The organism is Pseudovibrio sp. Ad46, assembly GCF_001623065.1.
Taxonomy (GTDB): Bacteria; Pseudomonadota; Alphaproteobacteria; order Rhizobiales; family Stappiaceae; genus Pseudovibrio.
The window spans coordinates 227,555-250,191 of the sequence record NZ_LMCG01000080.1 but is presented as its reverse complement, the minus strand read 5'-3'; the positions used below and the strand labels follow the sequence as shown (position 1 = coordinate 250,191).

General features: G+C 51.3%; 25 protein-coding genes. 6 read left to right on the top strand and 19 right to left on the bottom strand.

Features of this window, described 5'->3' with window-relative positions; translation table 11 throughout:
- Positions 1 to 22: 22 nt before the first annotated feature.
- From PsAD46_RS24480 to lgt, 7 genes are all read right to left on the bottom strand, one after another.
- Positions 23 to 634 (bottom strand): 50S ribosomal protein L25/general stress protein Ctc, encoded by a 612-nt coding sequence (locus PsAD46_RS24480; protein WP_057463595.1) that lies wholly within the window; start codon positions 632 to 634, stop codon positions 23 to 25.
- 214 nt (positions 635 to 848) lie between these two features.
- The gene (locus PsAD46_RS24475) at positions 849 to 1,784 is read right to left on the bottom strand and encodes a ribose-phosphate pyrophosphokinase (protein ID WP_057463594.1); all 936 of its coding nucleotides are present in this window, start codon (positions 1,782 to 1,784) and stop codon (positions 849 to 851) included.
- A 234-nt stretch (positions 1,785 to 2,018) separates the two neighbouring features.
- Positions 2,019 to 2,420: a hypothetical protein gene (locus PsAD46_RS24470; RefSeq protein WP_208980630.1), complete on the bottom strand. Its 402-nt coding sequence runs from the start codon at positions 2,418 to 2,420 to the stop codon at positions 2,019 to 2,021.
- Positions 2,421 to 2,598: 178 nt separating this feature from the next.
- Entirely contained in the window at positions 2,599 to 3,759 is a 1,161-nt protein-coding gene (locus tag PsAD46_RS24465; protein WP_193757761.1) for a Xaa-Pro peptidase family protein, read from the bottom strand.
- A gap of 71 nt (positions 3,760 to 3,830) precedes the next feature.
- Positions 3,831 to 4,598: a peptidoglycan editing factor PgeF gene (gene pgeF, locus PsAD46_RS24460; RefSeq protein WP_063308055.1), complete on the bottom strand. Its 768-nt coding sequence runs from the start codon at positions 4,596 to 4,598 to the stop codon at positions 3,831 to 3,833.
- A gap of 24 nt (positions 4,599 to 4,622) precedes the next feature.
- Positions 4,623 to 5,714 (bottom strand): class I SAM-dependent methyltransferase, encoded by a 1,092-nt coding sequence (locus PsAD46_RS24455; RefSeq protein WP_063308054.1) that lies wholly within the window; start codon positions 5,712 to 5,714, stop codon positions 4,623 to 4,625.
- Positions 5,711 to 6,544, bottom strand: a complete 834-nt coding sequence (gene lgt, locus PsAD46_RS24450; RefSeq protein WP_063293982.1) for a prolipoprotein diacylglyceryl transferase — start codon at positions 6,542 to 6,544, stop codon at positions 5,711 to 5,713. The genes PsAD46_RS24455 and lgt overlap by 4 nt, the downstream gene beginning before the upstream one ends.
- Positions 6,545 to 6,851: 307 nt before the next feature.
- On the opposite strand from lgt, the gene PsAD46_RS24445 reads away from it, so the two are divergent.
- The 5 genes from PsAD46_RS24445 (at position 6,852) to PsAD46_RS24425 (ending at position 10,248) form a co-directional block, all read left to right on the top strand.
- Positions 6,852 to 7,136, top strand: coding sequence for an accessory factor UbiK family protein (locus tag PsAD46_RS24445; protein ID WP_057463662.1), 285 nt, complete (start codon positions 6,852 to 6,854; stop codon positions 7,134 to 7,136).
- A 281-nt stretch (positions 7,137 to 7,417) separates the two neighbouring features.
- Positions 7,418 to 7,918, top strand: a complete 501-nt coding sequence (locus PsAD46_RS24440; RefSeq protein WP_063293981.1) for a YbjN domain-containing protein — start codon at positions 7,418 to 7,420, stop codon at positions 7,916 to 7,918.
- On the top strand, positions 7,915 to 8,736 hold the full coding sequence (proC, locus tag PsAD46_RS24435) for a pyrroline-5-carboxylate reductase (RefSeq protein ID WP_063308053.1): 822 nt from the start codon (positions 7,915 to 7,917) through the stop codon (positions 8,734 to 8,736). The genes PsAD46_RS24440 and proC overlap by 4 nt, the downstream gene beginning before the upstream one ends.
- Positions 8,737 to 9,077: 341 nt before the next feature.
- A complete protein-coding gene (locus PsAD46_RS24430) occupies positions 9,078 to 9,770 on the top strand; it encodes a hypothetical protein (protein ID WP_063308052.1) in 693 nt (230 codons plus the stop codon).
- Between the two features lie 121 nt (positions 9,771 to 9,891).
- Positions 9,892 to 10,248: a tRNA-binding protein gene (locus tag PsAD46_RS24425; RefSeq protein ID WP_057463587.1), complete on the top strand. Its 357-nt coding sequence runs from the start codon at positions 9,892 to 9,894 to the stop codon at positions 10,246 to 10,248.
- Between the two features lie 568 nt (positions 10,249 to 10,816).
- Here the strand turns inward: PsAD46_RS24425 and PsAD46_RS24420 are convergent.
- Genes PsAD46_RS24420 through PsAD46_RS24410 form a run of 3 tightly spaced genes read right to left on the bottom strand, consistent with a single transcriptional unit; the run spans position 10,817 to position 13,431 of the window.
- Positions 10,817 to 12,199 (bottom strand): ATP-binding protein, encoded by a 1,383-nt coding sequence (locus PsAD46_RS24420; protein ID WP_063290031.1) that lies wholly within the window; start codon positions 12,197 to 12,199, stop codon positions 10,817 to 10,819.
- A 44-nt stretch (positions 12,200 to 12,243) separates the two neighbouring features.
- Positions 12,244 to 12,945, bottom strand: coding sequence for a response regulator transcription factor (locus PsAD46_RS24415; protein ID WP_063293978.1), 702 nt, complete (start codon positions 12,943 to 12,945; stop codon positions 12,244 to 12,246).
- Positions 12,946 to 12,954: 9 nt separating this feature from the next.
- Positions 12,955 to 13,431 (bottom strand): MarR family transcriptional regulator, encoded by a 477-nt coding sequence (locus PsAD46_RS24410; protein WP_057463584.1) that lies wholly within the window; start codon positions 13,429 to 13,431, stop codon positions 12,955 to 12,957.
- 319 nt (positions 13,432 to 13,750) lie between these two features.
- Between PsAD46_RS24410 and PsAD46_RS24405 the strand changes: the two genes are divergently transcribed.
- Positions 13,751 to 14,650 (top strand): branched-chain amino acid aminotransferase, encoded by a 900-nt coding sequence (locus tag PsAD46_RS24405; protein WP_063293977.1) that lies wholly within the window; start codon positions 13,751 to 13,753, stop codon positions 14,648 to 14,650.
- A gap of 61 nt (positions 14,651 to 14,711) precedes the next feature.
- Here PsAD46_RS24405 and PsAD46_RS24400 read toward each other — a convergent pair whose 3' ends face one another.
- The 9 genes from PsAD46_RS24400 to uvrC all read right to left on the bottom strand — a co-directional run bounded on the left by PsAD46_RS24400 (position 14,712) and on the right by uvrC (position 22,587).
- Entirely contained in the window at positions 14,712 to 15,968 is a 1,257-nt protein-coding gene (locus PsAD46_RS24400; protein ID WP_063293976.1) for a multidrug effflux MFS transporter, read from the bottom strand.
- Positions 15,969 to 16,122: 154 nt separating this feature from the next.
- A complete protein-coding gene (locus PsAD46_RS24395; protein ID WP_063308051.1) occupies positions 16,123 to 16,611 on the bottom strand; it encodes a molybdenum cofactor biosynthesis protein MoaE in 489 nt (162 codons plus the stop codon).
- A gap of 42 nt (positions 16,612 to 16,653) precedes the next feature.
- On the bottom strand, positions 16,654 to 16,905 hold the full coding sequence (gene moaD, locus PsAD46_RS24390; protein WP_057463580.1) for a molybdopterin converting factor subunit 1: 252 nt from the start codon (positions 16,903 to 16,905) through the stop codon (positions 16,654 to 16,656).
- A gap of 60 nt (positions 16,906 to 16,965) precedes the next feature.
- Positions 16,966 to 17,538, bottom strand: coding sequence for a CDP-diacylglycerol--glycerol-3-phosphate 3-phosphatidyltransferase (gene pgsA / locus PsAD46_RS24385; RefSeq protein WP_057463579.1), 573 nt, complete (start codon positions 17,536 to 17,538; stop codon positions 16,966 to 16,968).
- A 117-nt stretch (positions 17,539 to 17,655) separates the two neighbouring features.
- Positions 17,656 to 17,937: an HlyU family transcriptional regulator gene (locus tag PsAD46_RS24380; protein WP_057463578.1), complete on the bottom strand. Its 282-nt coding sequence runs from the start codon at positions 17,935 to 17,937 to the stop codon at positions 17,656 to 17,658.
- A gap of 27 nt (positions 17,938 to 17,964) precedes the next feature.
- Positions 17,965 to 18,603: a thymidine kinase gene (locus PsAD46_RS24375; RefSeq protein ID WP_057463577.1), complete on the bottom strand. Its 639-nt coding sequence runs from the start codon at positions 18,601 to 18,603 to the stop codon at positions 17,965 to 17,967.
- Positions 18,604 to 18,720: 117 nt separating this feature from the next.
- Positions 18,721 to 19,410 (bottom strand): HAD family hydrolase, encoded by a 690-nt coding sequence (locus PsAD46_RS24370; protein WP_063293972.1) that lies wholly within the window; start codon positions 19,408 to 19,410, stop codon positions 18,721 to 18,723.
- 49 nt (positions 19,411 to 19,459) lie between these two features.
- Positions 19,460 to 20,491, bottom strand: a complete 1,032-nt coding sequence (locus PsAD46_RS24365; RefSeq protein WP_084404527.1) for an endonuclease/exonuclease/phosphatase family protein — start codon at positions 20,489 to 20,491, stop codon at positions 19,460 to 19,462.
- 83 nt (positions 20,492 to 20,574) lie between these two features.
- Complete coding sequence (gene uvrC, locus PsAD46_RS24360; RefSeq protein ID WP_244272116.1) at positions 20,575 to 22,587, bottom strand: excinuclease ABC subunit UvrC; 2,013 nt, start codon at positions 22,585 to 22,587, stop codon at positions 20,575 to 20,577.
- Positions 22,588 to 22,637 lie beyond the last annotated feature (50 nt).

The window sequence follows — 22,637 nt, the reverse complement described above, 5'->3', positions numbered from 1 at the left end:
GTCCCAAGCCCTAGTTAGAGAATTACTCTTCGCCTTCACCTTCTTCAGAAGCGTCGTCTTCTTTCAGACCTGCTGGTGCAACAATCGTGGAGATTGTGAAGTCGCGGTCTGTAATGGTCGGAGCACAACCTGCTGGGAGCTTAACAGCAGAGATATGCTGAGAAGAACCGAGGTCAGCTTCACCAAGATCGATTTCGAGAGCTTCTGGGATAGCGTTCGCTGGAACAGTCATTTCAACAGTGTGACGTACAACGTTGATAACACCACCGCGCTTAAGACCTGGGGAAGTTTCTTCGTTGAGGAACTTCACTGGGATTTCTACGGTCAGGGTAGCGTTTGCAGAAACACGCAGGAAGTCAACGTGCATCAGAGTGTCTTTTACTGGATGCAGCTGGAAGTCTTTTGCAATTACAGAAGTCTTTTCGCCGTTCAGGTCGATTGTGCCGACGTGAGACAAGAAACCGCCCTTATGCAGGGTCATGGTTGCTTCTTTAATTGGCAGGCTGATAGACACTGCTTCTTTTTTGTCGCCGTAGATTACTGCTGGTACAAGACCTTCACGACGAGCTGCACGAGCGGCCCCCTTGCCGGCCCGTTCACGCACCTGTGCTTTCAGCTCATAGCTGTTTGCCATGGTGGAATCTCCTAGTTTGATTATAAAAGTAAGGCCGCGGGAGCGACAGATTTCTGCGCTCAACTACGGCCAACTTCGCACGCCTCCTCCAAGGGTGTCGACGTACGCGGCTCGTATAACCGATACTCCCAGAAAGAGCAAGGGCAACTGCTGAGCCTACAATAAGAAAAACCGGAGCGTGCCCCGGTTTCTCAAAGCTCGTGATTAGAGCTCGTTATGAATCGAACAGGCTGGAAACAGAGCGTTCCTGCGATGTGCGGTTGATCGCTTCGCCCATGAGTGGGGCGATAGAAATAGTGCGGATGTTTGGAGCAGCCTGAACAGCAGCCGTTGGCTCGATAGAATCAGTGATTACCAGTTCTTTGAGCTTGGATGCTGAAACGCGCGCCACTGCGCCACCTGAGAGGACACCATGTGTGATGTAGGCCGTGACGGACTTAGCACCAGCAGCAAGAAGTGCATCTGCTGCGTTGCAAAGGGTTCCGCCAGAATCGACGATGTCATCCACAAGGATACAATCGTAGCCGCTCACATCACCGATGATGTTCATGACTTCGGATTCACCAGGCTTGTCGCGGCGCTTATCAACGATGGACAGAGGAGCTTCAATGCGCTTTGCTAGTGCACGCGCACGAACCACACCGCCAACATCCGGAGAAACAACCATGACGTTGGTTGTGTCATAGTGCTCTTTGATGTCACGGGTCATCACCGGCGCACCGTAAAGGTTGTCGGTAGGGATGTCGAAGAAGCCCTGAATCTGCGCAGCATGCAGATCGAGTGTAAGCACTCTGTCTGCACCAGCATTGGTGATCAGGTTGGAAACAAGTTTCGCAGAGATTGGCGTACGAGGCGCTGACTTACGGTCCTGACGGGCGTAGCCAAAGTATGGAACCACTGCGGTAATGCGACGTGCTGAAGAACGGCGGAGCGCATCAATGATGATCAGCAGTTCCATGAGGTGGTCATTTGCCGGATAGCTTGTAGGCTGAATGACAAAGACGTCCTCACCGCGCACGTTCTCCTGGATTTCAACGTAGATTTCTTGGTCTGCAAAGCGGCGAACCTGGCACTTCGACAATGGTACATCAAGATACTTTGAAATTTGCTCGGCCAGCGCGCGATTGGAGTTACCCGCGACGATTTTCATAACCCGCAAGTCCTTCTTGGGCTTTGATCTCACCCTGTGACATTTGTCGGTGGTGAGGTGGAAATTTGCGTCCCTTGGTGGAACCCGATTTCTTCTGGTAAGGCGTCCTGACAGGTCGCCTTGCGCGCCTTTTAGCAACCTCGTCTTAAGCCGACAATAGCCAGAACGCACAGCAGCTCAGCTTTTTTGCAAAAGCTGAGCTGCGTAATCGTGTATCTATTTGATTTTATTAGGTCACTTGCTGTGTAACCATGCTTCTAAAGAAGCAATTGTTCTGGTCGCAATTCTTCGCAGTGCGTCGCTTGAAACATCAGCCCATGGATCGCCAGAGTTGCCGCCAGTTTGCTCCTGGCCATCAATCCGGTGAACACGGTTTCCATTTGCGTCAATAATATCAAATACATAGAAGACGGTGGTGGTGTACTGATCGCCAGCCGCGGTCAAGAATCCTTTGACTCGGTACGTTGCTGGTGCACCAACGCGTCTGACAAGGTTGAGATTCGCTGCTGCTGCGCGATTCCCCAGTTGCTCAGAGAGATCGTCGGCAATATTGCCAGGCAGTCCGGTCAGCTGCTCAAATGCAAAAGTTGCTTTTGCCGGAGAGACAGTCGGAGGAGCTGACTTGGTTTCAATCATGTCCCCGATGCTGGAAGGGGGAAGAGGGTTTGCCGCACAGCCTGCAAGAATTGCCATAGCGGCAATGATTAATACCCGAGGTAAAAGTACGAGCTTCAGCATGTCAGTCCTTAAAGTCCACTCAGAGAATCAGCGTGGGGTGCCCCAATAGATTCGTAAAGGTTAATTATGGCAGTCTTTACCCTGCCTTCACAGGGAGGTCGAGAGAAAGCTGTGATAAGCTTTCAGGCCCATCTGCGTGTGTGATGTAAGTTTGGCCCAAAGTCATAGCGGTTTCGCTGTCTGAATCCATGATGATCATGTGCATAAACAACACCATGTTTTCATGAATTTCATGTGCATTTTCTTTGAAAGCCATGTAGGGCGGCTCCATCCAGCTTGGTGTGAAGCGGGCACCAAGTGAGTATCCGCAGGCATTCAGGCGGTGTGGCATCAGGCCGCGATCATCCAGAATGTTGGCGTGTGCAGCAAACAGGTCGCCAAACGTGTTGCCCACCTGCATGGCTTGTTCAACAGCCAGAAGGGCATCTTTTGCGGCGCGGTGGAGCTCCAGATGGCGCGGCGTTGGCTCACCCAGAATAACTGTGCGGATGGAGGCAGCGTGATAATGGCGGTAAACCCCCGCCCATTCGATGGTGAGTTGATCGTTTTCTGAGAGGGTTCTGCGACCAGATTTGTAGCGGCAGAGAAGGGCGTCTGGGCCTGAGCCAATGACGAATTCGTTTGCCGGATAGTCGCCGCCGCCTTCAAACACTGCGCTTTGCATCTTAGCCAGAATGCGGCCTTCGTCGGCTCCGGGTTTGATTTCCTCCATACCGGCAAGGAAAGCAGCATCGGCGAGTTTGCCTGCGGTTCTGACATATTCCAGCTCAGTTGACGATTTGACCAGACGGAGCTCCTTTATGATGTCGGAAGCGTCATCGACGTCTGCAAAGGAGTGCAGAGATTCGTCCAGCAACCGGCCGTTGGCTGCGGTGAGGCCGTGGGTGTCATACTCTACGCCGATGCGGGTGCCGAGCAGGTCGAGATCAAACAGAAGCTCTTTTACCTGACCAACCGGAGATTTGCCTGCAACGTCCATCCAGAGGCGAATGTCTTTGAGGTTGGAGGTGTTGCGGGCTTGCCGCAGATCAGCGGAGCGGGTGAGAAGGATAGGTTCTTCACCGGGGCGGTAGATCAAGCACTGGAAGAAGCAGTAGCCGAAGGTGTCAAAACCTGTCAGCCAATACATGCTCTCCTGTGCGAAGATCAGCAGGCAATCGAGATGACGCTCTTTGAGTTTGGCGTCCAGAGCAACACGGCGCTCAGCAAATTCTTCCGGTGCAAAGTGCAGGGCCATGGTCTTCTCCCAATCCATAGTTTGCAAAGCAATGTGAAACAGAACTTACTCTTGCTCGTCCGTCAGCACAATCAGGCGGTCAACATGATAGTTGATATCTGACGTCCGTAATCTGGTTCTTTGTTATGGGTGGTTCTTCGGTAGGAGAAGAACCTATCCGAATCCGCATAGGTGCATAGTTTGAGGTCGATGACGTCTTTGAGGCCAAGTTTGTCCAGTTGGGCTTTAATGAAAGCCGGTAGATCAAACATACTGTGCAGTGGCTTTTGTGAGGGAACGAAGAAGCGCTTGTTGTCCTGAGACTGTTCGAGGAAGCGCACCACAAACTCCGGGCCAACCTCATAAGCCTGCTGTGAGATCATCGGGCCCATCACAGCTGTGATGTTCGACGGGTTTGCACCCAGTTTTTGCATGGCTTGAACGGTGTTGGGCAGGATGCCATCGACGGCGCCTTTCCAGCCTGAGTGGGCTGCGCCGATAACTCCGTTGTCCGGATCCGCGAACAGGATCGGGCCGCAGTCTGCGGTCAGGATGCCAATGGCGAGGCCGGGAGTGTTGGTGACGAGAGCGTCTGCGCGCCTGTCATCTTCCTCAGCAAAGGGCGCAGATACGTTCAGCACCTTGGCCGAGTGGATCTGGTAGGGGGTAACCATCCGTTCAGGTGTTGTGCCGAGTTGATCGGCGACGCGGCGGCGGTTTTCCAGAACGTCTTCACGGACATCGCTTGAGCCCAGGCCGACGTTGAGGCCTTTGTAGATGCCGGAGGAAACACCTCCTTCGCGGGTGAAGAAGCCATGTGAAAAGCATTGCATTGCTTCAAGCTCTGGCACTTTAATCATTGGCTTCTCCCTGTTTCGATGCGTTCAATTCTGGAAAGGAATTGGTTTTTCTGAGGTGTTGGTGATGCTAAGGACTTTGAAGAGGGTGCCCATCTGGTCATCGGCTGCGAGGCGCTCCACGTCCTTGCGGATCTGGTCCTGATCCAGTGTGGACTTGCCAGTCCCAAGTTGTCCTGCGCGCTCCAGTAGTCCAAGACCGAGGAGAAACTCGCCCTGACCGATTGGGCCGTGCACGTTTGCCCCTTCTGCAGTGGCTGCGCTGGCGAGTGCCTGAAAGTTGACGTGGGCGGTTAAGTCCGCTTCGCCGCAATGTTCCAGCGTGGAGACGTACTCGTGCTTCTTGAGAGCCTGAAACGTGTCACCTGTGGCCGTCTTTGCATACCCATAATCTATGAGCAGAGCAGCACCGCCGTCTGCCTTGAGGCGCTGACCGATTTGTGAGGCAATTGCGGTGGAGGCTGGAGACAGCTCCAGCGTATCGCCCAGTTTTGCCTGCAAACCGGCTTTGGCGACGTCAGCCGGAGACAGAGTGCCTGAGCCGATGCCAAATGTCAGATTGCCGTCGTCATCCAGCCCAACACATCGTTCACGCCAGCCTTGCTCGGTGAGCTGGTACTGGTGGATCGGGAGAGCATCGAAAAGTTCATTGGCAACGAGCAGGGTTGGTCCATCCGGGATGGTCTCCAGCGTGTCGTGCCACTTGATTGTGTAGGCTTTGAGCAGTTTGCGCTGTGCTTTGCGTAAGGATGGGCTGGTTTCGACCAGGTGAATCTGAATGTTGGCGAGCATCTGCGGGCGTAACGAGATAACGCGCAGGATGTCTTTCATTAAAGTGCCGCGGCCCGGACCCATTTCGACCAGATGCACTGGGCCTTTCAAATCCTGCGACAGCCATTGATGCATAAGCCAGGCACCGATCAGCTCGCCAAACAGCTGTGAGATTTCTGGTGCCGTGGTGAAATCACCTTTCGTCCCGAATGGCTGCTGGCGCATGTAGTAGCCATGCTCGGGATCAGAAAGGCATATGCCCATATATTCAGCGAGGGTCATTGGACCATGGTCCGCGATGCGTTTTTTGATTTTTTCCTGAAGTGGCGTGGACGCAGAGCTGGTCATTTTGCTTCTTTGATTTCCGTGTTTCTTTTGAGAGCCCAAATTACGACGACAATGCCGATCAAAACCATTGGCAGGCTCAACAGCATTCCCATGGTAAAGAAGCCAGCGAGGTAGCCGATGTGGGCATCCGGTACGCGGTAGAATTCTACGAAGGTGCGTGCCAGACCATAACCGATGGCGAAGCTGCCTGCGAGAACGCCCGGTTTTTGCAGCAGTTTGAAGCGATGGGACAACAGGCGCAGCACGAAGAACAGAAGTGCTCCTTCCAGCGCTGCTTCATAAAGCTGGCTTGGGTGTCTTGGTTCTGGCCCGCCGGTTGGGAAGACAACGGCCCATGCCACATCTGTCGGGCGGCCCCATAGCTCTGAGTTGATGAAGTTGGCGATACGCCCGAAAAAGAGACCGATTGGAGCGGCGATGGCGGCCAGATCAAACATGGTCCAACCAGACAGGCCACGTGCTCTGGAATAGATGATCAACACGACAATCATGCCCAGCAGACCACCGTGGAAGGCCATGCCTCCCTCCCATACAGCCAGAATGTCTGCTGGATTGGCGAGGTAGTAGGGCAGATTGTAAAACAGGACGTAGCCGAGGCGCCCACCCAGAACAATGCCGAGCGTTGCCCACATGACGAAGTCGTCGATGTCTGTTGCTGTTGGATGAGCTGTCTTGTTCCAGAGTGGCGAGTTGCGGACGGTTACGATCATGTAGCGCCATGCAAGAAGAATTCCGGCGATATATGCCAGTGCATACCAACGGATGGCCAGTGGTCCGAATTCAATCAGAACCGGATCAATCATCGGGAAAGGTATTGCTAAGAGCGGCATATGAAACCCTTCTGTTATTAAAGTGCCTTGCGCTCAGAGACCTTCACGCACTTTACTCTAATTCGGTTTGTTTGAGCGCATTGCAAGTGTTTGATCGGAGGTTATCAAACCTCATGCGCTTCAGTTCAGCGAGCATTCCGACAAGTGAAGGATTTGGTCAAGTGGTTTGTGGCAGGTGTTCAACACAAGCTTTCGACATCTTACTGACAGGTTCTTTAGGGTTCTGGGTGCAAATCAGCTCTCAGCGCTTGAAACTGACGGGCCGGACCAATACTTGTTTGTGAGAGAGAAATTTAAAGAGGACGCCATGAGCCAGTCTCCAAATCGTATGTTTGACGAGTTTGCAAAGCTGATGACCGATGCCGCTGGTGTTGCGCAAGGTGCCAAGCGGGAAGTAGAAACCGCATTCCGAGCGCAGGCCGAGCGTTTCATGTCGGATATGGATCTGGTTTCGCGTGATGAGTTTGACACAGTCAAAGACATGGCGATCAAAGCGCTTGATGAAGTTGAAAAGCTTGAAGAGCGCCTTGCAGCAGTAGAAAAGCGCCTTGCCGATCTAGATGAAAAAGCTGCGCCAGAAGACAAAGCGTAGGTTTGGCTGAAAATTACATGTGAATATGCTGTGGGCGGCATTGAGTCGTCCACAATTTTCGCAATGATCTGTCTATTCCCCCTATAGGGGAAAGGCCAAATCTATCGGTATATTGGCAAAAAAGGGATTCGATGTCCTGCATCAACAGTTCCGGTCTGGAACTTCCTTTGTAGTACATGCTTCTATCCAAGAGCACGTAAGTGTCTGGTCCATGATCACTCGACCCGCGTCCGTCCGGAGTGGGTAGACAAACCATTCCTCAAACGGAAAGAGGACCGGAAATGAGCCTTATTGAGTTCGGCACGGAACGCCCCCTGAATCCGGTTGATACCATTGAAAACCTTGCAACCGGTAATGACTGGTGCTTTGAACGACTTGGTGATGATGAAATTTCCATTTCGGTTACAGGGACTTGGTGTGATTACCACGTAACCTTTTCATGGATGGAAGAGTTGGAAGCACTGCATATGGCAAGTGCGTTCGACCTCAAGGTTCCTGCTCCCAGAAAAGATGAGATTGTTCGTCTGCTTGCGCTCATTAACGAGCAGCAGTGGATGGGGCATTTTGATATCTGGGGTCGTGAAGGTGTTGTTATTTTCCGTCAGTCGCTTTTGCTGGCTGGTGGTGCAGAAGCCAATTCATCTCAGATAGAAGTCCTATTCTCTAATTCTCTTGATTCATGTGAGCGGTATTATCAATCGTTCCAGTTTGTCGTGTGGGCTGGCAAGACAGCACAGGAAGCGATGGAAACTGTGATGTTTGAAACTGCCGGTGATGCATGAAACTAACGAATGAACGCCCGCTTGTTTTGATTGGAGCAGGCAAAATGGGTGGTGCCATGCTTGCTGGCTGGATGAAGCAGAGTATGGCACCTGAACATGTTGTGGTTGTTGACCCCAACCCACCATCTGACACACTTGAAACCATCACTGCAAACAGCATCACCTGGCACAAGGGCGTGCCAGAAGGTGTTGTGGCCGGTGTGTTGCTGATGGCTATCAAACCGCAAATGATGGAAGCTGTGCTGCCAACACTCACCAATGTGGCAGATGAGAGCAGCATCATCCTTTCTGTGGCAGCTGGTACAACGATCAAGCGTTTTAAAGATACGTTTGGAGCTGCGCAGCCTGTTGTGCGCGTGATACCGAATACGCCTTCTCAGGTAGGGCGAGGTGTGACTGCAGGTTATGCTTCGGTTGAAGTTCAGGATGAGCAGAAGGCTCTGATGAGCTCCCTGCTTGAAACAATCGGCGTGTTTTACTGGGTGGATGCTGAGGAGCAGATTGATCTGGCAACAGCTGTCAGCGGTTCCGGTCCTGCCTATGTGTTCCATCTGGTTGAGGCTATGAGCGAGGCTGGTCAGCGATTGGGGCTGAATGCCGAGCTTGCAGAGGCTTTAGCCCGCGGAACAGTTGCAGGCTCTGGTGAGCTGCTTCATCAATCTCCCGAGAATGCCGATGTTTTGCGTAAGAATGTGACCTCTCCGGGTGGTACGACAGCAGCTGCACTTTCCGTGCTGATGGGGGATGACGCTTTGACAAACCTGATGAGTGAGGCTGTTGCAAAGGCAGCTCATCGCGCCACAGAACTTGCTGACTAAAGCTGCGCCTGTTTGTGCAGGTTCTGCCGCGCTGCTTTAGATTTTGTTGTCGCGTCTCTTTAGCGTAAAACCGGTTTCCACTTCTCGGAGATATGCTTTCAGCAGGTTCCAAAATTGCTCGATATTGAAGTAAAGCCTCGGTTACTAGACTGAGGCTTTTTCTTTGTATCTGTGCTGCTCCTGTGTGTATGATTAGGTGTTGATGCGTAGTTAGAGCAGGTCGCGTTCATTTACATTCACGCTCCGTACTCTAACTTCTTTAGTGGAGCGAGTTCTAAGTGTTTGATTGGCGCCAATCAAACGGAACGCGCTCTGGAGTGTTGGCCATACAGGAGCGTGCCATGCCCACCGAAAAGACCCATCAGAAAGTCATCGCAAGTTTTATTGAGTTGCTGGAAACACACAGGATTGAAGAGATCACTTACACAGCGATCGCAGATAATGCTGGTGTGAAGATTGAGGTGGTGCGGGCGTGTTGCAATGGAAAGCTGGATCTGCTGGCAGCCTTTATGCAGGACATTGACCAGAAAGTTCTGAAAGAGCGTGATCCTGACCTTATGGATGAAACACGGCGTGATCGGCTGTTTGACGTCCTCATGTGTCGGCTTGATATCATGGAACCGCATAGAGAGGCGATCCGTAACCTCCGTAAGACAGTGGTGAAGGACCCGGCTTTGGCCATGCATATGCACAAGCTCGTGACACGCTCGATGAAGTGGATGCTGGTGGCAGCAGGCATTGAAGAATTTGGTTTGCGCAGTGTCGGTATGTCCAATGCTTTGGCTTTGGGTTTTGAGCGGTTGGTTCGGGTTTGGCTTGAGGATGACGCGCCGGGACACCCGAAGGTTATGGTTGCCGTTGACGACATGCTGGCGAACGGTGAAAAATGGATGGGCCGCGCTTGCCGCGTTGAGAAAGTGGCAGCTCCCTTTATTGAAGGGCTGGGACGTTTGTGCCAGAGACCTTCACGCCCAACAGGTAAAAGCACACCTCCACCTGAAGCTGCGAATGGTGGGGCTGAAGCCAGCCCCTAAACCAGTTTGCATTCAAGTTGAAACACAAGAACTGCTTTAGCCTTTGTTTTTGCGTATCTTTCTCCGAAAACCGGTTTCCACTTTTCGGAGATACGCTGTAATTTGAGTTATTGAGAAGAATATGGACCAAAAAGAAGATACAAAAACCATCGGTATTGATGATTTTTTGAATGTGGATGTGCGTGTTGGCACTGTTGTTGAAGCTGTTGATTTTCCCGAGGCGCGTAAACCTGCCTACAAACTGAAGATTGATTTTGGTGATGATATTGGCGTGAAGAGAACGTCTGCTCAGATCACTGCTCACTATACGCCTGAGGCACTTGTTGGCCGTCAGGTGATTGCTGTCGTGAACTTCCCACCGCGCCAGATCGGACCATTTATGTCTGAGGTTTTGACACTTGGGCTAGCGGATGAGAATGGAGATATCGTTTTGCTCCATCCCGACAGCAAGGTGCCTAACGGTGGACGGATGCATTAGAGTTCGCTCCAAGTTTGCCGGACCTTTATGACGTGAGGGGAAAAAACTTATTCCCCTCCTGAATTCCTCCCATACTCTGAACCTATGCCTACGTAACGGGCTGCTGGCGGAGCGACCGTCAGTTTGTCGTAGGCTGGGTTGGGCTGTTGAAAGACGTAACGCACCTTTCAGTGGTCCGGTGAACCGAACTTCAAACGTGACCGCATGGTTTGAGGGGAAGGGCCCAGGACTATAGGGTATCACGCGGCGACGGATACAAGAGCACCGGCAGGGAGACTTGCTTTTGCGAAGGTGTCAGTCAAAGACGGAGGAACTGTTTGGGCATGGAAACGTGTCTGGATAAGCCATTGTCTTTTCAGGAAACTGACTATCGTGCCTTATAGGCAAAAGAGGCGACGTTGTTCATTATAAAAAGCCCGGGCAAGGCGTGTAGCTAATGCCGAAGAAACTAACTTAACAAACAGCGCAGGTATTGCCTGCCGCCTTGCTCATCCCGACTTACGGGAACTCTGGTTCAACACTGCATGGAAGGCCATGTGGTGCTGTTGGTGTTTGTGCACACTGTGAGCTAGATCGGAATGCGAATGCGAACGCGCAGGCCGCCCAGTGGAGACTGGCGCAAGAAGATTTCCCCCCCATGACTTCTCACAATATCCCTTGCAATTGCCAGGCCGAGGCCTGAGCCACCGCTGTCCTGATTGCGGGCCGTATCAAGTCTGTGGAAGGGACGGAAGACGTTCTCCCGCTCTTCACGAGGGATACCCGGACCGTCATCATCAACTGTGATAATCAGCCAGTCAGGTGTTCGATTGCCCTTGATGCGCAACGTCTTGCCATAGCGTGCCGCATTGGAAATCACGTTCAAAAGGCAGCGCCGGAAGGCCCGGCCTTTGACAATGACGAGTGGATCTCCATCGAAGGAGGATGCAACATCAGCGCCAACAACCTCTGCCTCGACCTCCAGATCCTCCAGCATGAGCGAGATATCGACTGGAGCAGGCGGCTCGTCACCATAGCCTTTGGAGAAGGAAAGGTAGTCCTCCAGCATGCGGTTCATTTCGTCGACGTCTTTACGCAGAGCATCTGCCTCAGGGGACTGAGGAAGAAGAGCAAGCTCAAGACGGAACCGCGTGAGGATGGTTCGCAAGTCATGGCTGACGCCTGCAAGCATGGTCGTGCGCTGATCAACATGGCGCTCAATTCTGCGGCGCATGTCCACGAAAGCAAGAGCGGCACGGCGGACTTCACGAGCGCCATGTGGGCGGAAGTTGGAGACTTGCCGGCCTTTGCCGAATTCCTCAGCAGCATCTGCCAGTTGCTCGATTGGCCGGATCTGATTTCTGAGGAACAAGACTGCGATGATAATCAGGACCAGAGAGGTGGCGACCATCCAGACGATGAAGATGTGTGAGTTCGACGCATATGTCTGGCTGCGACGGGCAATGATACGGAGTGTTTTGTTTTCCAGCTGAATGCGGATTTCGACATATTTCGAAGCTCCAACGGTATCAATCCAAAACGGCTTGCCAATGCGCGCAGCAATCTCACGGGTCATATACCGATCCACCAAGTCAAAGAGTGGCTTCGGTTTTGGTGGCGGGAGCGGCTCTTTGGGTAGCACTGTTACAGACAGGCCCAGAGCTCCAGCACTGATTTGCTTCAGTGTCGCGTAATTGTCGTCGTGATTGTAGGTTTCTGTCATATCGACAACAGCTGCAATCTGTCGGACTACGGCTTCAGACAAGCGCTTGGTTACGAGATCGTAGTGGCGCTCCATGAAAACGAAAGCGAGGACTGATTGCAGGATCAGGAAGGGGATAACGATGATCAGCAGAGCACGGACATAAAGGCCCTTCGGAAGCCGATAATGCAGCCAGCTGGTCACCGCGAAGTAGGGCTTTAAAAGCGTTCTGATCCATTGTGGAAGTGTGAACCGGTCTGATAAGCCCATTGTCCTCTCGCTGCTCGCCTGTGCGCTGGCTGCTATAATGGCAGCTAGTTGGTAATAAGCCGATAACCTATCCCACGCACGGTCTGCAGGTATAGGGGATTGCCGGGGTCTTCCTCAATCTTTCTTCTCAAGCGGTTCACCTGAACGTCGATTGTGCGCTCGCCAAGTGCAGCATCTGCTCCGACAAGGTCAGTTCGTGCTACAGTTTGACCAGGCTTCTCCGCGAAGGTGTTGAGGATTTGTTTTTCCCGATCAGTCAGACGGACATGTTCGTCATTGCGTTTTAGTTCACCGCGTTCTGCATTGTATTGAAACGGGCCGAACGCCAATACTTCGAGTTTCATTTTTGGCTTTGGGCCACCTCTGCGGAGAATGGCGGAAATTCTAAGGAGTAATTCGCGTGGTTCAAACGGTTTTGAAACATAATCGTCGACGCCAGCTTCCAGTCCTTCAATCCGATCTTCAATATCGGAGCGGGCTGTGAGCATGAGGATGGGGACAGCTTTGGAACGGCGCAGGTCTTTTGCGAGCTCAATTCCGCTTTCGCCTGGCATCATGACGTCCAAAATGAGTAGGTCGAACTCCAGGCCGGATAATCTGCGGCGGGCTTCTACTGCGTCTCTTGCGACGGTTACCCGAAAGCCGCTTTCTCCGAGAAACCTTTGGAGCAGGTCGCGGATACGGCTGTCATCATCAATCAGGAGAATGTGAGGTGCATCATCTTCCAGAAGAGCAGAGCGGGCCACGGTAATTCCTCAATCTGTTTGTTTGGTGATGAGACGGGCAACTTCGCTGCGATCATTCTCATCAATCATAAGATATAAAAACTGGCGGACAATCTCATCACTGCCATCTGGCATCATGGAGATCGCCTTATTAATACGTTGGGACTGGAGTTTGGATAGTCGGGCACAAAATTCTGTACCTTTTTCAGTGGTATATAGCAGGCGCTGACGGCGGTCCAACGCTCCTGGTTCCTGACAAATGAAGTCATCATCCACCAACTGTTTCAAAACACGTCCTAAACTTTGCTTCGTGATTTTTAAAATGTCGAGCAGGTCAGAGACTCTGATTCCGGGGTTTCTGTGCACAAAATGAAGAACACGGTGATGGGCACGACCAAAACCCAGCTCATCGAGAAGCACATCCGGATCACCCGTAAAATCGCGATAAGCGAAGAAAAACAGTTCAATAAGGTCAAACCGTGGTGAATCGCTGTCTTTTTTATTCATTTCCTGTCCCGGATAACTGCCTATTTTTTAATCTCACAAAAAATACGTCAGTCATGTTGACTTATTTCAGAATGATAGTTACAAGTTACTCATCGCTGAAGAAAGGAAAGAACTCAACACGTCGCATGTGCGCAATAGTTGAAAAATTTATTTCTTCAGCGGTTTTACGTCGTGGGTAGGTATTGATCATCTGTAGTTGTAATACGGCTGCTCTGTATACCTATCCTTTATAAACTCATTGATTTAGCTAGAACACACCTTGACTGGCAAGTCCTTGCCTTGCCTGCACCGTGAATTGTTCGCCATATGGAGAAGAGAAATGGCGGGTATACCCTTTGATCAACTAGAAGGCTCAATCTGGTTGGATGGAAAAATTGTTCCGTGGTCAGAGGCCAAGGTGCACGTGCTCACGCATGGATTGCACTACGGAAGCAGTGTGTTCGAAGGTCAACGCGCCTATGGCGGCGAGATCTTCAAGCTGGAAGAACACACCAAGCGCTTACATGCTTCTGCAGAGGTTCTGGGCTTCACTATTCCGTGGAGCGAAGAGCAGATTAACGGTGCGTGTAAACAGATGCTGACTGAGAACAACCTGACAGACGCTTACCTGCGTCCGGTTGCCTGGCGCGGCAGTGAGATGATGGGCATTTCAGCTCAGTCCAACACCATCCATCTGGCGATTGCTGCCTGGGAGTGGCCAAGCTACTTCTCTCCAGAAGAGCGCTTGAAGGGTATTCGTCTGGATCTGGCAGAATATCGTCGCCCTGATCCAAAGACTGCGCCGTTCAAGTCGAAGGCAGCTGGTTTGTACATGATCTGCACAATCTCCAAGCATGCAGCAGAAGCAAAAGGGTATTCCGATGCTTTGATGCTGGACTGGCAGGGCCGCGTTGCTGAAGCGACTGGTGCCAACGTATTCTTTATCAAAGATGGAACAATCCATACGCCGATTGCAGATTGTTTCCTTGATGGTATCACACGCCGTACTGTGATTGATCTGGCACGTGCTCGTGGTATCGAAGTGATTGAACGTCGTATCATGCCTGAAGAGATGGAAGGCTTTGAACAGTGCTTCCTGACTGGGTCTGCTGCTGAAGTGACACCGGTTTCTGAAATCGGACCGCACAGTTTTGTTCCGGGCGATATTACGAAGCTGATGATCGAGGATTACATGGCTGCTGTACAGCCTGCGAAAGAAGAGTTGCTTGTTGCAAGCTGATTTCTTCGCCGCATGAAAATTCAAAGCCCGCTGCTCTGACTGAGTGGCGGGCTTTCTCGTTTTATTCGGTTGCGAGCTGTTGTTCGTGCTGCGGTTTGAAGAGTTTGCCGTTTTCTGTGATCAGCACGCAGATCAAGCCAAGGATCGAGAACAAGGCGACACCATAGACGAGGGGCAGTTCGGTCCCATTGTACAGCTTGCCAATGCCAGCACCGAGCAGGGCTCCGATCAATGTGGTGATGAAGCCTATCATTGCCGAGCCAGCGCCTGCAACGCGCCCCAATGGTTCCATTGCCATGGTGTTGAAGTTCGGGCCGATGAAGCCGAAGAAGAACATTGCCAGTGATTGAATTGCTATGAATGTCACGATGGTCAGATTACCACTGTAGGCAATTGCTGCTGTCAAAACAGAAGTTGCGGTAAAGCCAAGTAATGCCATATGCGACATTTTTCTGAGGCCATACTTCTCCACCATTTGTGAATTCAGGTAGGAGGAAAGGGCCATTGCGATTGAGATTGCTGCAAACACGATTGGGAACAGGTCAGCGAGCGCAAAGCGTTCCATGAAGACTTGCTGTGCAGAATTGATGAATGCGAACAGGCAGGCAAAGATGAATGTCATGGCCATCATGTAGCCAACAGTCACACGAGTGGTGAGGGCTAACCGATATGCACTGAGGACAGAACGTAATTCCAACGGGCGCTGATTCACGGGGTCGAGGCTCTCAGGAAGGCGCATCGAACACCAGACCAACAGGAGCACTCCAAACAGAGTTAGGGCAGCGAACACGCCTTGCCAAGGAGCGACCCACAAGACGATCTGTCCGAGAAATGGAGCAATCACGGGGGCAATCTGGAAAGCTACCATGACCAGAGACATCACCTTACCCATTTGACGACCGCTGTACCAGTCCCGGATCATTGAAATGGATGCGACGCGCGGCGCTGCAGCTCCTATACCCTGAAGGGCTCGAGCTGCGAGCATGTGCTCATAGCTTACAGCGAATGTCGAATACACTCCGCCAATGATGTACAGGCTGAGGCCGATCAGCAACGTGGTTCGGCGACCAATCGTATCCGAAAGCGGACCGAAAAAGAGAGAAGCAAAAGCGAGACCAAGCATGTAGGCTGTGATCACCAATTGGCGATCATTGTCGGCGACAGACAATGCAGCGCTCATGGCCGGAAGAGCCGGGAGCATCATTGACGTCGCAACCGCGTTCAGCGCCATAAGCGCTGCAACAAGGCTGACAATTTCCCATAAGGAAAGCCCAGGATGAGGTGCTCGCTCATGCTGCAGATCAGAAACTGCAGACATCAGAGACCTGTTTGTTGGGTGCAAAAAAGGTAAGAGGCCGCGATTGCGACCTAATAAACTCAAATTAGTTTCTATTTGAACTGGCAAACATGGCTATGTCAAGGCAAGTGCCAGTTCATTGTTGCGTGCTGCATGTTTCTGGAATGCTGGAGAGCTATTTGGTTTTCTGCTCGTCCCAGCGCGCTGCATCGGCATCATCAACTGCCTTGGCCTCGACCCAAGTTCCCTCGGATGCCTCTTTGAGATGCTCTTTCTTCCAAAATGGTGCCTGAGTTTTCAGGAAGTCCATTAGGAAGTCAGAAGCTTCGAAGGCGGCTCGACGATGAGAGCTGGTTGCTATGACCAAAACAATGTTGTCGCCTGGAGGAATTTTGCCAAAACGATGAATGATCGTGAGGCCTGTCAGAGGCCAACGTTCAACGGCTTGCTGCGCAAACTTAGAGATTTGAGCTTCGGCCATGCCTGGGTAATGTTCTAGCTCTAGAGCTTCAAGCGTACCGCCTTCATCGCGGCAAAGACCGGTGAAGGTAACGATAGCTCCGACATCCTTACGGCCTTTGGTGAGGATTTCGGTTTCTGCTAAAACGTCAAAATCTTCAGCTTGAACGCGGACTGTAAATTCTGTGGTGGTGCTGTTTGACATGGTACTCGCAGACTTTGAGATATGCTGGAGGGAAGGTGTTCCTCAACCGCCTGTCATTGGCGGGAAGAATGCAACTTCTTCAGTTCCAGACAAAACGTGATCTTCTTCCACGTGTTCCTGATTGACTGCAATGCGAATGGTTTCTGGTTGTTCGAAGGCAAATGCATAGCCTTCATCACGAGCTGCGAGCCAACTCATCAATTCGCCTGCGGTTTTAACAGTTTCTGGAAGCTCAATGGTTTCCTCAGAGGTTCCAGTGCGCTCACGCAGCCAAGCAAAGTAACGAATTTTCATGAGATTGAGCCCCGGTATTGTATGGCTTCCTTTTTGTGGAAGCCTTGTCTTTTACAGGAATTAGTCTTCAATCAGATGGCCAATTCCGGCGCGGAAGTAGTCATACCCCGTATATAGGGTCAAAATCGCTGCGACCCAAAGTAGCACTATACCAGTTGATGTGGTGTAGGGGAAAACAACATCGCCAGCATCACCTGCGAGCAAAAAGCCCAAGGCAACGAGTTGGACAGTGGTTTTCCATTTAGCCAGTTTGGTAACAGGGACTGATACACGAAGCTCAGCAAGGAACTCACGCAAGCCGGAAACAAGGATTTCTCGGCAAAGAATGATGATAGCGGCAAAGATGGACCAGTTTCCGATTGTCTGGTCCCATGCCAATATTAGGAGACAAACAGAAACAAGAAGTTTGTCGGCAATTGGGTCCAGCATGCGACCGAGAGCGGACTGTTGCTGCCAAATTCTGGCGAGGTAGCCGTCAAAGAAATCTGTGATTGCAGCTATGAAGAAGATACTCAATGCAATCCAACGGGCAGTGTGGGTTGGGAAATAGAAACACACAGCCAGAGCTGGCACAGCAGCAATACGGCCGTAAGTAAGAATATTTGGAAGCGAAAATATAAGCTTACGGGACATATGAACCTTCAAGTTTACGCGGCTAACAAGCGCTCATACGCAGGGTGTGCACATCCAAGTGCGTCCTGTCAATTGTAGCACGCTTATTTGTGCAGGACTTCGGGGGAGTATACGGGATTATGTAAACATCCCGTCACCCATTTCCTTAATGATCTGCTTTGCCTTGCGTGAAGAGAACTCTTTTGCTTCATCCTCAGAGCCATGTGTGTCTGCGCGGATAAAGGTATGCTCTTTGGTCTCTTCATCAAATTGCTTGGTGATGCGACCCGCAGTTTGCCACTGTCCACCACGGCGAGAAGGTTCAGAGTAAATCAGGTAGCCTTCAAATTCTTCTGCCTTTGCAGCTGGCGTTGATTTTTCATCTTTGTTGCCGCCAAACAGATTTGAGAAAAAGCCCATGTTTATTCTCCCAGACTAAACGTAGTTTTATTGGTCTACAGGTTCGCACATCATGTCGGCGAGTGCATCCTTGTTTTCACCGTTAGGTTCTCCAAGTTTGCGCATGGACCAGTGTTTTCTGCAAAGTGAGATGTAGGATTCCTCACCGCCAATGACAACCTGATCGCCTTCTTCGACAATGTTTCCGCTTTCGTCCACGCGGGCCACCATTGTTGCTTTGGATCCGCACCAGCAGATGGTTCTCACTTCGCGGAGGATATCTGCAATGGCGAGGAGTGCAGCGCTGCCTGGAAACATCTTGCCCTGAAAGTCAGTTCTCAAACCGTAAGCCATTACAGGAATACGAAGATGGTCCGCAACATGGGCCAGCTGCCAGACCTGTTCTTCTGTCAGGAATTGTGCTTCATCGATGAAGACCGCGTTGAACTGGTGCTCTTTGAGTTGTTCCTCAATACAAGCGAACAGATCAAGCTTTGTGTCGTAGATGAGGGCGTCTGATTTCAAACCTATACGCGATGAAATTTCTCCGACCTTGGTGCGATTGTCGAGGGCTGCTGTGAACAGCAAACTGCGCATACCGCGCTCCTGATAGTTATAGGAGGCCTGCAGCAGCAGAGTGGATTTACCAGCATTCATTGCGGAGAAATTGAAATATAGTTTTGCCATTGGCCCTTCGTGGCGCGGCGCGCCTCATCGCGTTCAATCTGATTAGGTCTTCATACATGGATTCGTGAGAGAGGCCAGAACCCTGGGAGGTTACTCACAAGGTTCCACGGCAAACTTTTAGCGTGAGGCGTATCCAGCGACCAAACTTGGTAATTCACGCATGCAGGCTATGGAATGATCCGGCAGAACAGGGGATCGATTGGCATGCTGCAGAGGGTTAAACCAGACAGAAGTGGCGCCGATATTGTTTGCGCCTGCGATGTCGTGTTCCAAAGAGTCGCCAACGTGAATGAGTTTGTCGGGGCTCATACCAGCCATTGAAAGCATGGCATCAAAGAGACGGGGATCCGGTTTTTTGTATGGGTACTCTTCTGCCATCACCACGAAATCGAAGAGGTGGGCGATGCCTGCGCTTTTGGGGCAGGAGTTGCCGTTGGTGATGAGTGCTGTCTTGTAGTTTCGCTTCAGCGTCGCGAGCGTTTCTTTGACATGAGGGTAAAAGTAAGGGTCCCCGAAGCGGACTTTTTTGAAAATCTCCAGCGCCTGCTCAGACAACTCCTTAGCATTACTCAGTGGATTAAGAGCTTGTTCAAATGAAGCTCTTCGAATTTCCAGATAGCGAATATTGTTGGGGTCTGCGTCTTCAACGAGGGATTTATGTATTTTTTTGAGGCGTTTGGGCGTGATGGGTTTGTCGGAGTAATGGCTTAAAAAACTTGCAGTGGTGATGAGGGCTTCGTCCAGAATTCGTTGAAAATCAAAGAGGGTTTGGTCTGCATCGAAGGATATAAGCAATTCTCGTGGCATTCCAAATTTCCCTCCGGACCGATCCCTATAAAGTTATTATATGCTTACTTTAGGGTAATATGTGAAGTGTCGCGAAGATTGGAAAATGGTCTGAGCCGACATCTTCGTCAATTATGAGGTCTTTGATTATAATTTCTTCAGAAGAGGTGATGTGATCGACTTTTGATCCCAACACTTTTCCAAGAAATGGATTGATAAAATATCGAGTTGTCTGCGGAATGAGGCTGGTGAACGTTGTTTTCAGCTTCAAATCTGAAAGCAGTTTCTGAAAGGTATCTGACCAGACAGGGGTGTTCCAGTCCCCTAAAACCATAATGGGTGAATCTGTCCGCTGTTCCCGGATGTAATTTGACACGAAATTCATGTAGGTCGTCCGTCCGTCCAGGCGACGTTGACTGCGTGGACTTGCCGGGTGGATTGCATAGAGCTGGATCAGGGTGCCGTTGATATCGACATTTGCGCTCAGGAACTCGCGCGGGATGTACCCGTTTTGCCCAAGGCCAGGTATATGGACTCGTTTTGAGTTCTTTAGCGGAAATTTGCTGAAGACTGTGAGATCAGTGTCGCGCTTTGCTGGGGGCAGGATAGCGTATTGATAATTCTCTGTAAGGAATGTTTTCAGACGGGGAGTTGCGCTTGCGGTTTCCTGGAACACAATCAGGTCTGGTTGACGTTTTTCAATCAGCTCTTGCAAGGCCTCCTTCTCGAACTGCATATGCAGGAGATTGAGGCTCATGACGTTGAACGTCTTGCTTTTGGGGTGGTTATCCAGAATTGCGACAGGTTGAGTGACGAGACGGATGCTGGTGACCATCCAGAAGCTAGAGATGATCAATCCTAAGAGACAGAGTAAATGGAGCCAGTGCAGCTTTCTGGCCAGTACGAGCCAGAGAAGGAGACCGACAAAACCTACTGCGATAAGCTGAGGGATGAAGAAAGCTACCGCCTCGCTCAACAGGTTTCCGGGAGCGAATAAAGAGGCGAGGAGCAAGAAGGTGACCGCAAGTGTTCCTGCGCGCACCAGATGAAGCAAGATCGGGGTATTGGGTTTTTTCTTTGATAATACCCTGTCTGAACGCACTGCTCTCACCTTTGGTTGCTAAGTTTCGATGAGAATAGCGTATAGTCGTTTTCTATTTGTGAAAACAATGCGTTATCCCGTGATTATTCGTGGAAGTGGTTGTAGATCAGTTTTGCAATGCTTTCGGAGATTCCTGAAACAGCTCGCAGATCTTCGATGCCAGCTTTTGAAACTGCTTTTGCAGTGCCGAAGTGACGAAGTAGAACGCGCTTTCTTGTCGGACCAATACCTGCAATTTCATCCAGTGGATTTGCGACGATTGCCTTCTTGCGGCGGGCTCTATGGGAGCCGATCGCGAACCGGTGTGCCTCATCTCGCATGCGTTGCACAAAGTACAGGACCGGATCACGTTCAGGTAACATGAAACTTTGTTTGCCTGTGACGAAGAACTTCTCGCGTCCTGCATCGCGATCAGGACCTTTTGCGATGCCGACCAATGGGATGTCCGTGATGCCCATCTCTTCGAGTGTTTCGCGGACGGCGCTGAGCTGACCTTTACCGCCATCGATGAGCACCAAATCAGGCCATGCAGGGATGTCAGCATTGGATGGTGCAACATCCTGCTCTTCTTCACCGGCTTTTTGCTCAGTTTTTGATTGTGCAGTGAAACGGGCAGCTTGCTCGTAACCTTCCGGGTTCTCCTTCATCAGGCGGGCGAAACGGCGTGAGAGCACTTCTCGCATCATTCCGTAGTCGTCGCCCGGGATCAGGTCTTCCGACTTGATGTTGAACTTTCTGTACTGGCCTTTTGCAAAACCATCTGAGCCCGCAACAATCATTCCGCCAACAGCATTGGTGCCTGAGATGTGGGAGTTATCGAAAACATCGATGCGACGTGGTGTACGGTCCAGGTCAAAGGCTTCTGCAACACCCTTCAAGAGCTTCAGCTGGCTGGATGTCTCAGCAAGCCTACGGCCAAGAGCGCCCTTGGCATTGGTGAGCGCATGCTCCACCAATTCGCGTTTTTCGCCGCGCTTTGGTATTGCAACTTCGACCTTGCGATTGGCCCTTGCAGAGAGGGCTTCTGCCAGTAGTTCTTGCTCTTCCAATTCATGAGAGAGCAAGACCATTCGTGGTGGTGGTTTATCCTCGTAGAACTGGGAGAGGAAGCTCTCCAGAATTTCCGAGGGTTCGTAGCTTTTATCCGCTTTAGGGAAGTATGCGCGGTTGCCCCAGTTTTGTCCTGTGCGAAAGAAGAAGACTTGTACGCATGTCTGGCCGCCTTCCTGATAGGTGGCGAAAACATCTGCTTCTTCAATACTCTGCGGATTGATGCCCTGATGGCTCTGGACATGGGACAGTGCAGAAATGCGGTCGCGATAGACAGCCGCCTGTTCAAAGTCGAGGTTATCTGAAGCTTTTTCCATAGCGACCGCCAGGTCTTGTTTGATGAGCTGGCTTTTGCCTGAGAGGAAGGATTTTGCTTCAGCGACAAGTCCTTTGTAGTCCTCAATGGAGATCTCACCAGTGCAGGGGGCTGCACAACGCTTGATTTGGTAAAGCAGGCAAGGGCGTGAGCGATTGGAATAGTAGCTGTCGGAGCAGTTGCGGATGAGAAACGCCTTTTGCATGGCGTTGATGGTGTCATTGACAGCGCCAGCGGATGCAAATGGTCCGAAGTAATCGCCTTTGCGGGCCCGAGCACCGCGGTGTTTGATCAGGGCAGGGGCTTCATGGTCGGCACTGATCAGGATGTATGGAAAGGACTTGTCGTCACGCAGGAGAACATTGAAGCGAGGGCGCAAACGCTTGATGAGGTTTGCTTCCAGCAGCAAGGCTTCTGGTTCTGTGCGGGTTTCAACGAACTCCATCGCAGCAGTTGCCATGATCATCCGCATGATGCGGTTGGACTGGCCCTGAAGCCGAGTGTAACTTGTGACGCGCTTCTTCAGTGACCGAGCTTTGCCCACATAGAGGACTTCGCCGTCCTCATCAAACATGCGGTAGACGCCGGGGCCAAGGGGCAAGCGTTTTACGAAGTCTGCAATGACTTCAACACCCTTTACGCCAGGTTTGCGCGGGGCGGCGTTGCTTTCAAACTGGATGTCTGGATTGCTTTGGGGCACATCGACATTGTCTTCTGCTTGAGCAGGCATGTCAGATGTGTCTTTAGCCATGATCCAATTACTCTCGGTGTATGCTGAAA

Bases quoted from the DNA above. Each gene is read 5' to 3' on its own strand.
- PsAD46_RS24480 (WP_057463595.1), bottom strand. From the start codon at position 634: ATGGCAAACAGCTATGAGCTGAAAGCACAGGTGCGTGAACGGGCCGGC.
- PsAD46_RS24475 (WP_057463594.1), bottom strand. From the start codon at position 1,784: ATGAAAATCGTCGCGGGTAACTCCAATCGCGCGCTGGCCGAGCAAATT.
- PsAD46_RS24470 (WP_208980630.1), bottom strand. From the start codon at position 2,420: ATGATTGAAACCAAGTCAGCTCCTCCGACTGTCTCTCCGGCAAAAGCA.
- PsAD46_RS24465 (WP_193757761.1), bottom strand. From the start codon at position 3,759: ATGGCCCTGCACTTTGCACCGGAAGAATTTGCTGAGCGCCGTGTTGCT.
- pgeF (WP_063308055.1), bottom strand. From the start codon at position 4,598: ATGATTAAAGTGCCAGAGCTTGAAGCAATGCAATGCTTTTCACATGGC.
- PsAD46_RS24455 (WP_063308054.1), bottom strand. From the start codon at position 5,714: ATGACCAGCTCTGCGTCCACGCCACTTCAGGAAAAAATCAAAAAACGC.
- lgt (WP_063293982.1), bottom strand. From the start codon at position 6,544: ATGCCGCTCTTAGCAATACCTTTCCCGATGATTGATCCGGTTCTGATT.
- PsAD46_RS24445 (WP_057463662.1), top strand. From the start codon at position 6,852: ATGAGCCAGTCTCCAAATCGTATGTTTGACGAGTTTGCAAAGCTGATG.
- PsAD46_RS24440 (WP_063293981.1), top strand. From the start codon at position 7,418: ATGAGCCTTATTGAGTTCGGCACGGAACGCCCCCTGAATCCGGTTGAT.
- proC (WP_063308053.1), top strand. From the start codon at position 7,915: ATGAAACTAACGAATGAACGCCCGCTTGTTTTGATTGGAGCAGGCAAA.
- PsAD46_RS24430 (WP_063308052.1), top strand. From the start codon at position 9,078: ATGCCCACCGAAAAGACCCATCAGAAAGTCATCGCAAGTTTTATTGAG.
- PsAD46_RS24425 (WP_057463587.1), top strand. From the start codon at position 9,892: ATGGACCAAAAAGAAGATACAAAAACCATCGGTATTGATGATTTTTTG.
- PsAD46_RS24420 (WP_063290031.1), bottom strand. From the start codon at position 12,199: ATGGGCTTATCAGACCGGTTCACACTTCCACAATGGATCAGAACGCTT.
- PsAD46_RS24410 (WP_057463584.1), bottom strand. From the start codon at position 13,431: ATGAATAAAAAAGACAGCGATTCACCACGGTTTGACCTTATTGAACTG.
- PsAD46_RS24405 (WP_063293977.1), top strand. From the start codon at position 13,751: ATGGCGGGTATACCCTTTGATCAACTAGAAGGCTCAATCTGGTTGGAT.
- PsAD46_RS24400 (WP_063293976.1), bottom strand. From the start codon at position 15,968: ATGTCTGCAGTTTCTGATCTGCAGCATGAGCGAGCACCTCATCCTGGG.
- PsAD46_RS24395 (WP_063308051.1), bottom strand. From the start codon at position 16,611: ATGTCAAACAGCACCACCACAGAATTTACAGTCCGCGTTCAAGCTGAA.
- moaD (WP_057463580.1), bottom strand. From the start codon at position 16,905: ATGAAAATTCGTTACTTTGCTTGGCTGCGTGAGCGCACTGGAACCTCT.
- pgsA (WP_057463579.1), bottom strand. From the start codon at position 17,538: ATGTCCCGTAAGCTTATATTTTCGCTTCCAAATATTCTTACTTACGGC.
- PsAD46_RS24380 (WP_057463578.1), bottom strand. From the start codon at position 17,937: ATGGGCTTTTTCTCAAATCTGTTTGGCGGCAACAAAGATGAAAAATCA.
- PsAD46_RS24375 (WP_057463577.1), bottom strand. From the start codon at position 18,603: ATGGCAAAACTATATTTCAATTTCTCCGCAATGAATGCTGGTAAATCC.
- PsAD46_RS24370 (WP_063293972.1), bottom strand. From the start codon at position 19,410: ATGCCACGAGAATTGCTTATATCCTTCGATGCAGACCAAACCCTCTTT.
- uvrC (WP_244272116.1), bottom strand. From the start codon at position 22,587: ATGCCTGCTCAAGCAGAAGACAATGTCGATGTGCCCCAAAGCAATCCA.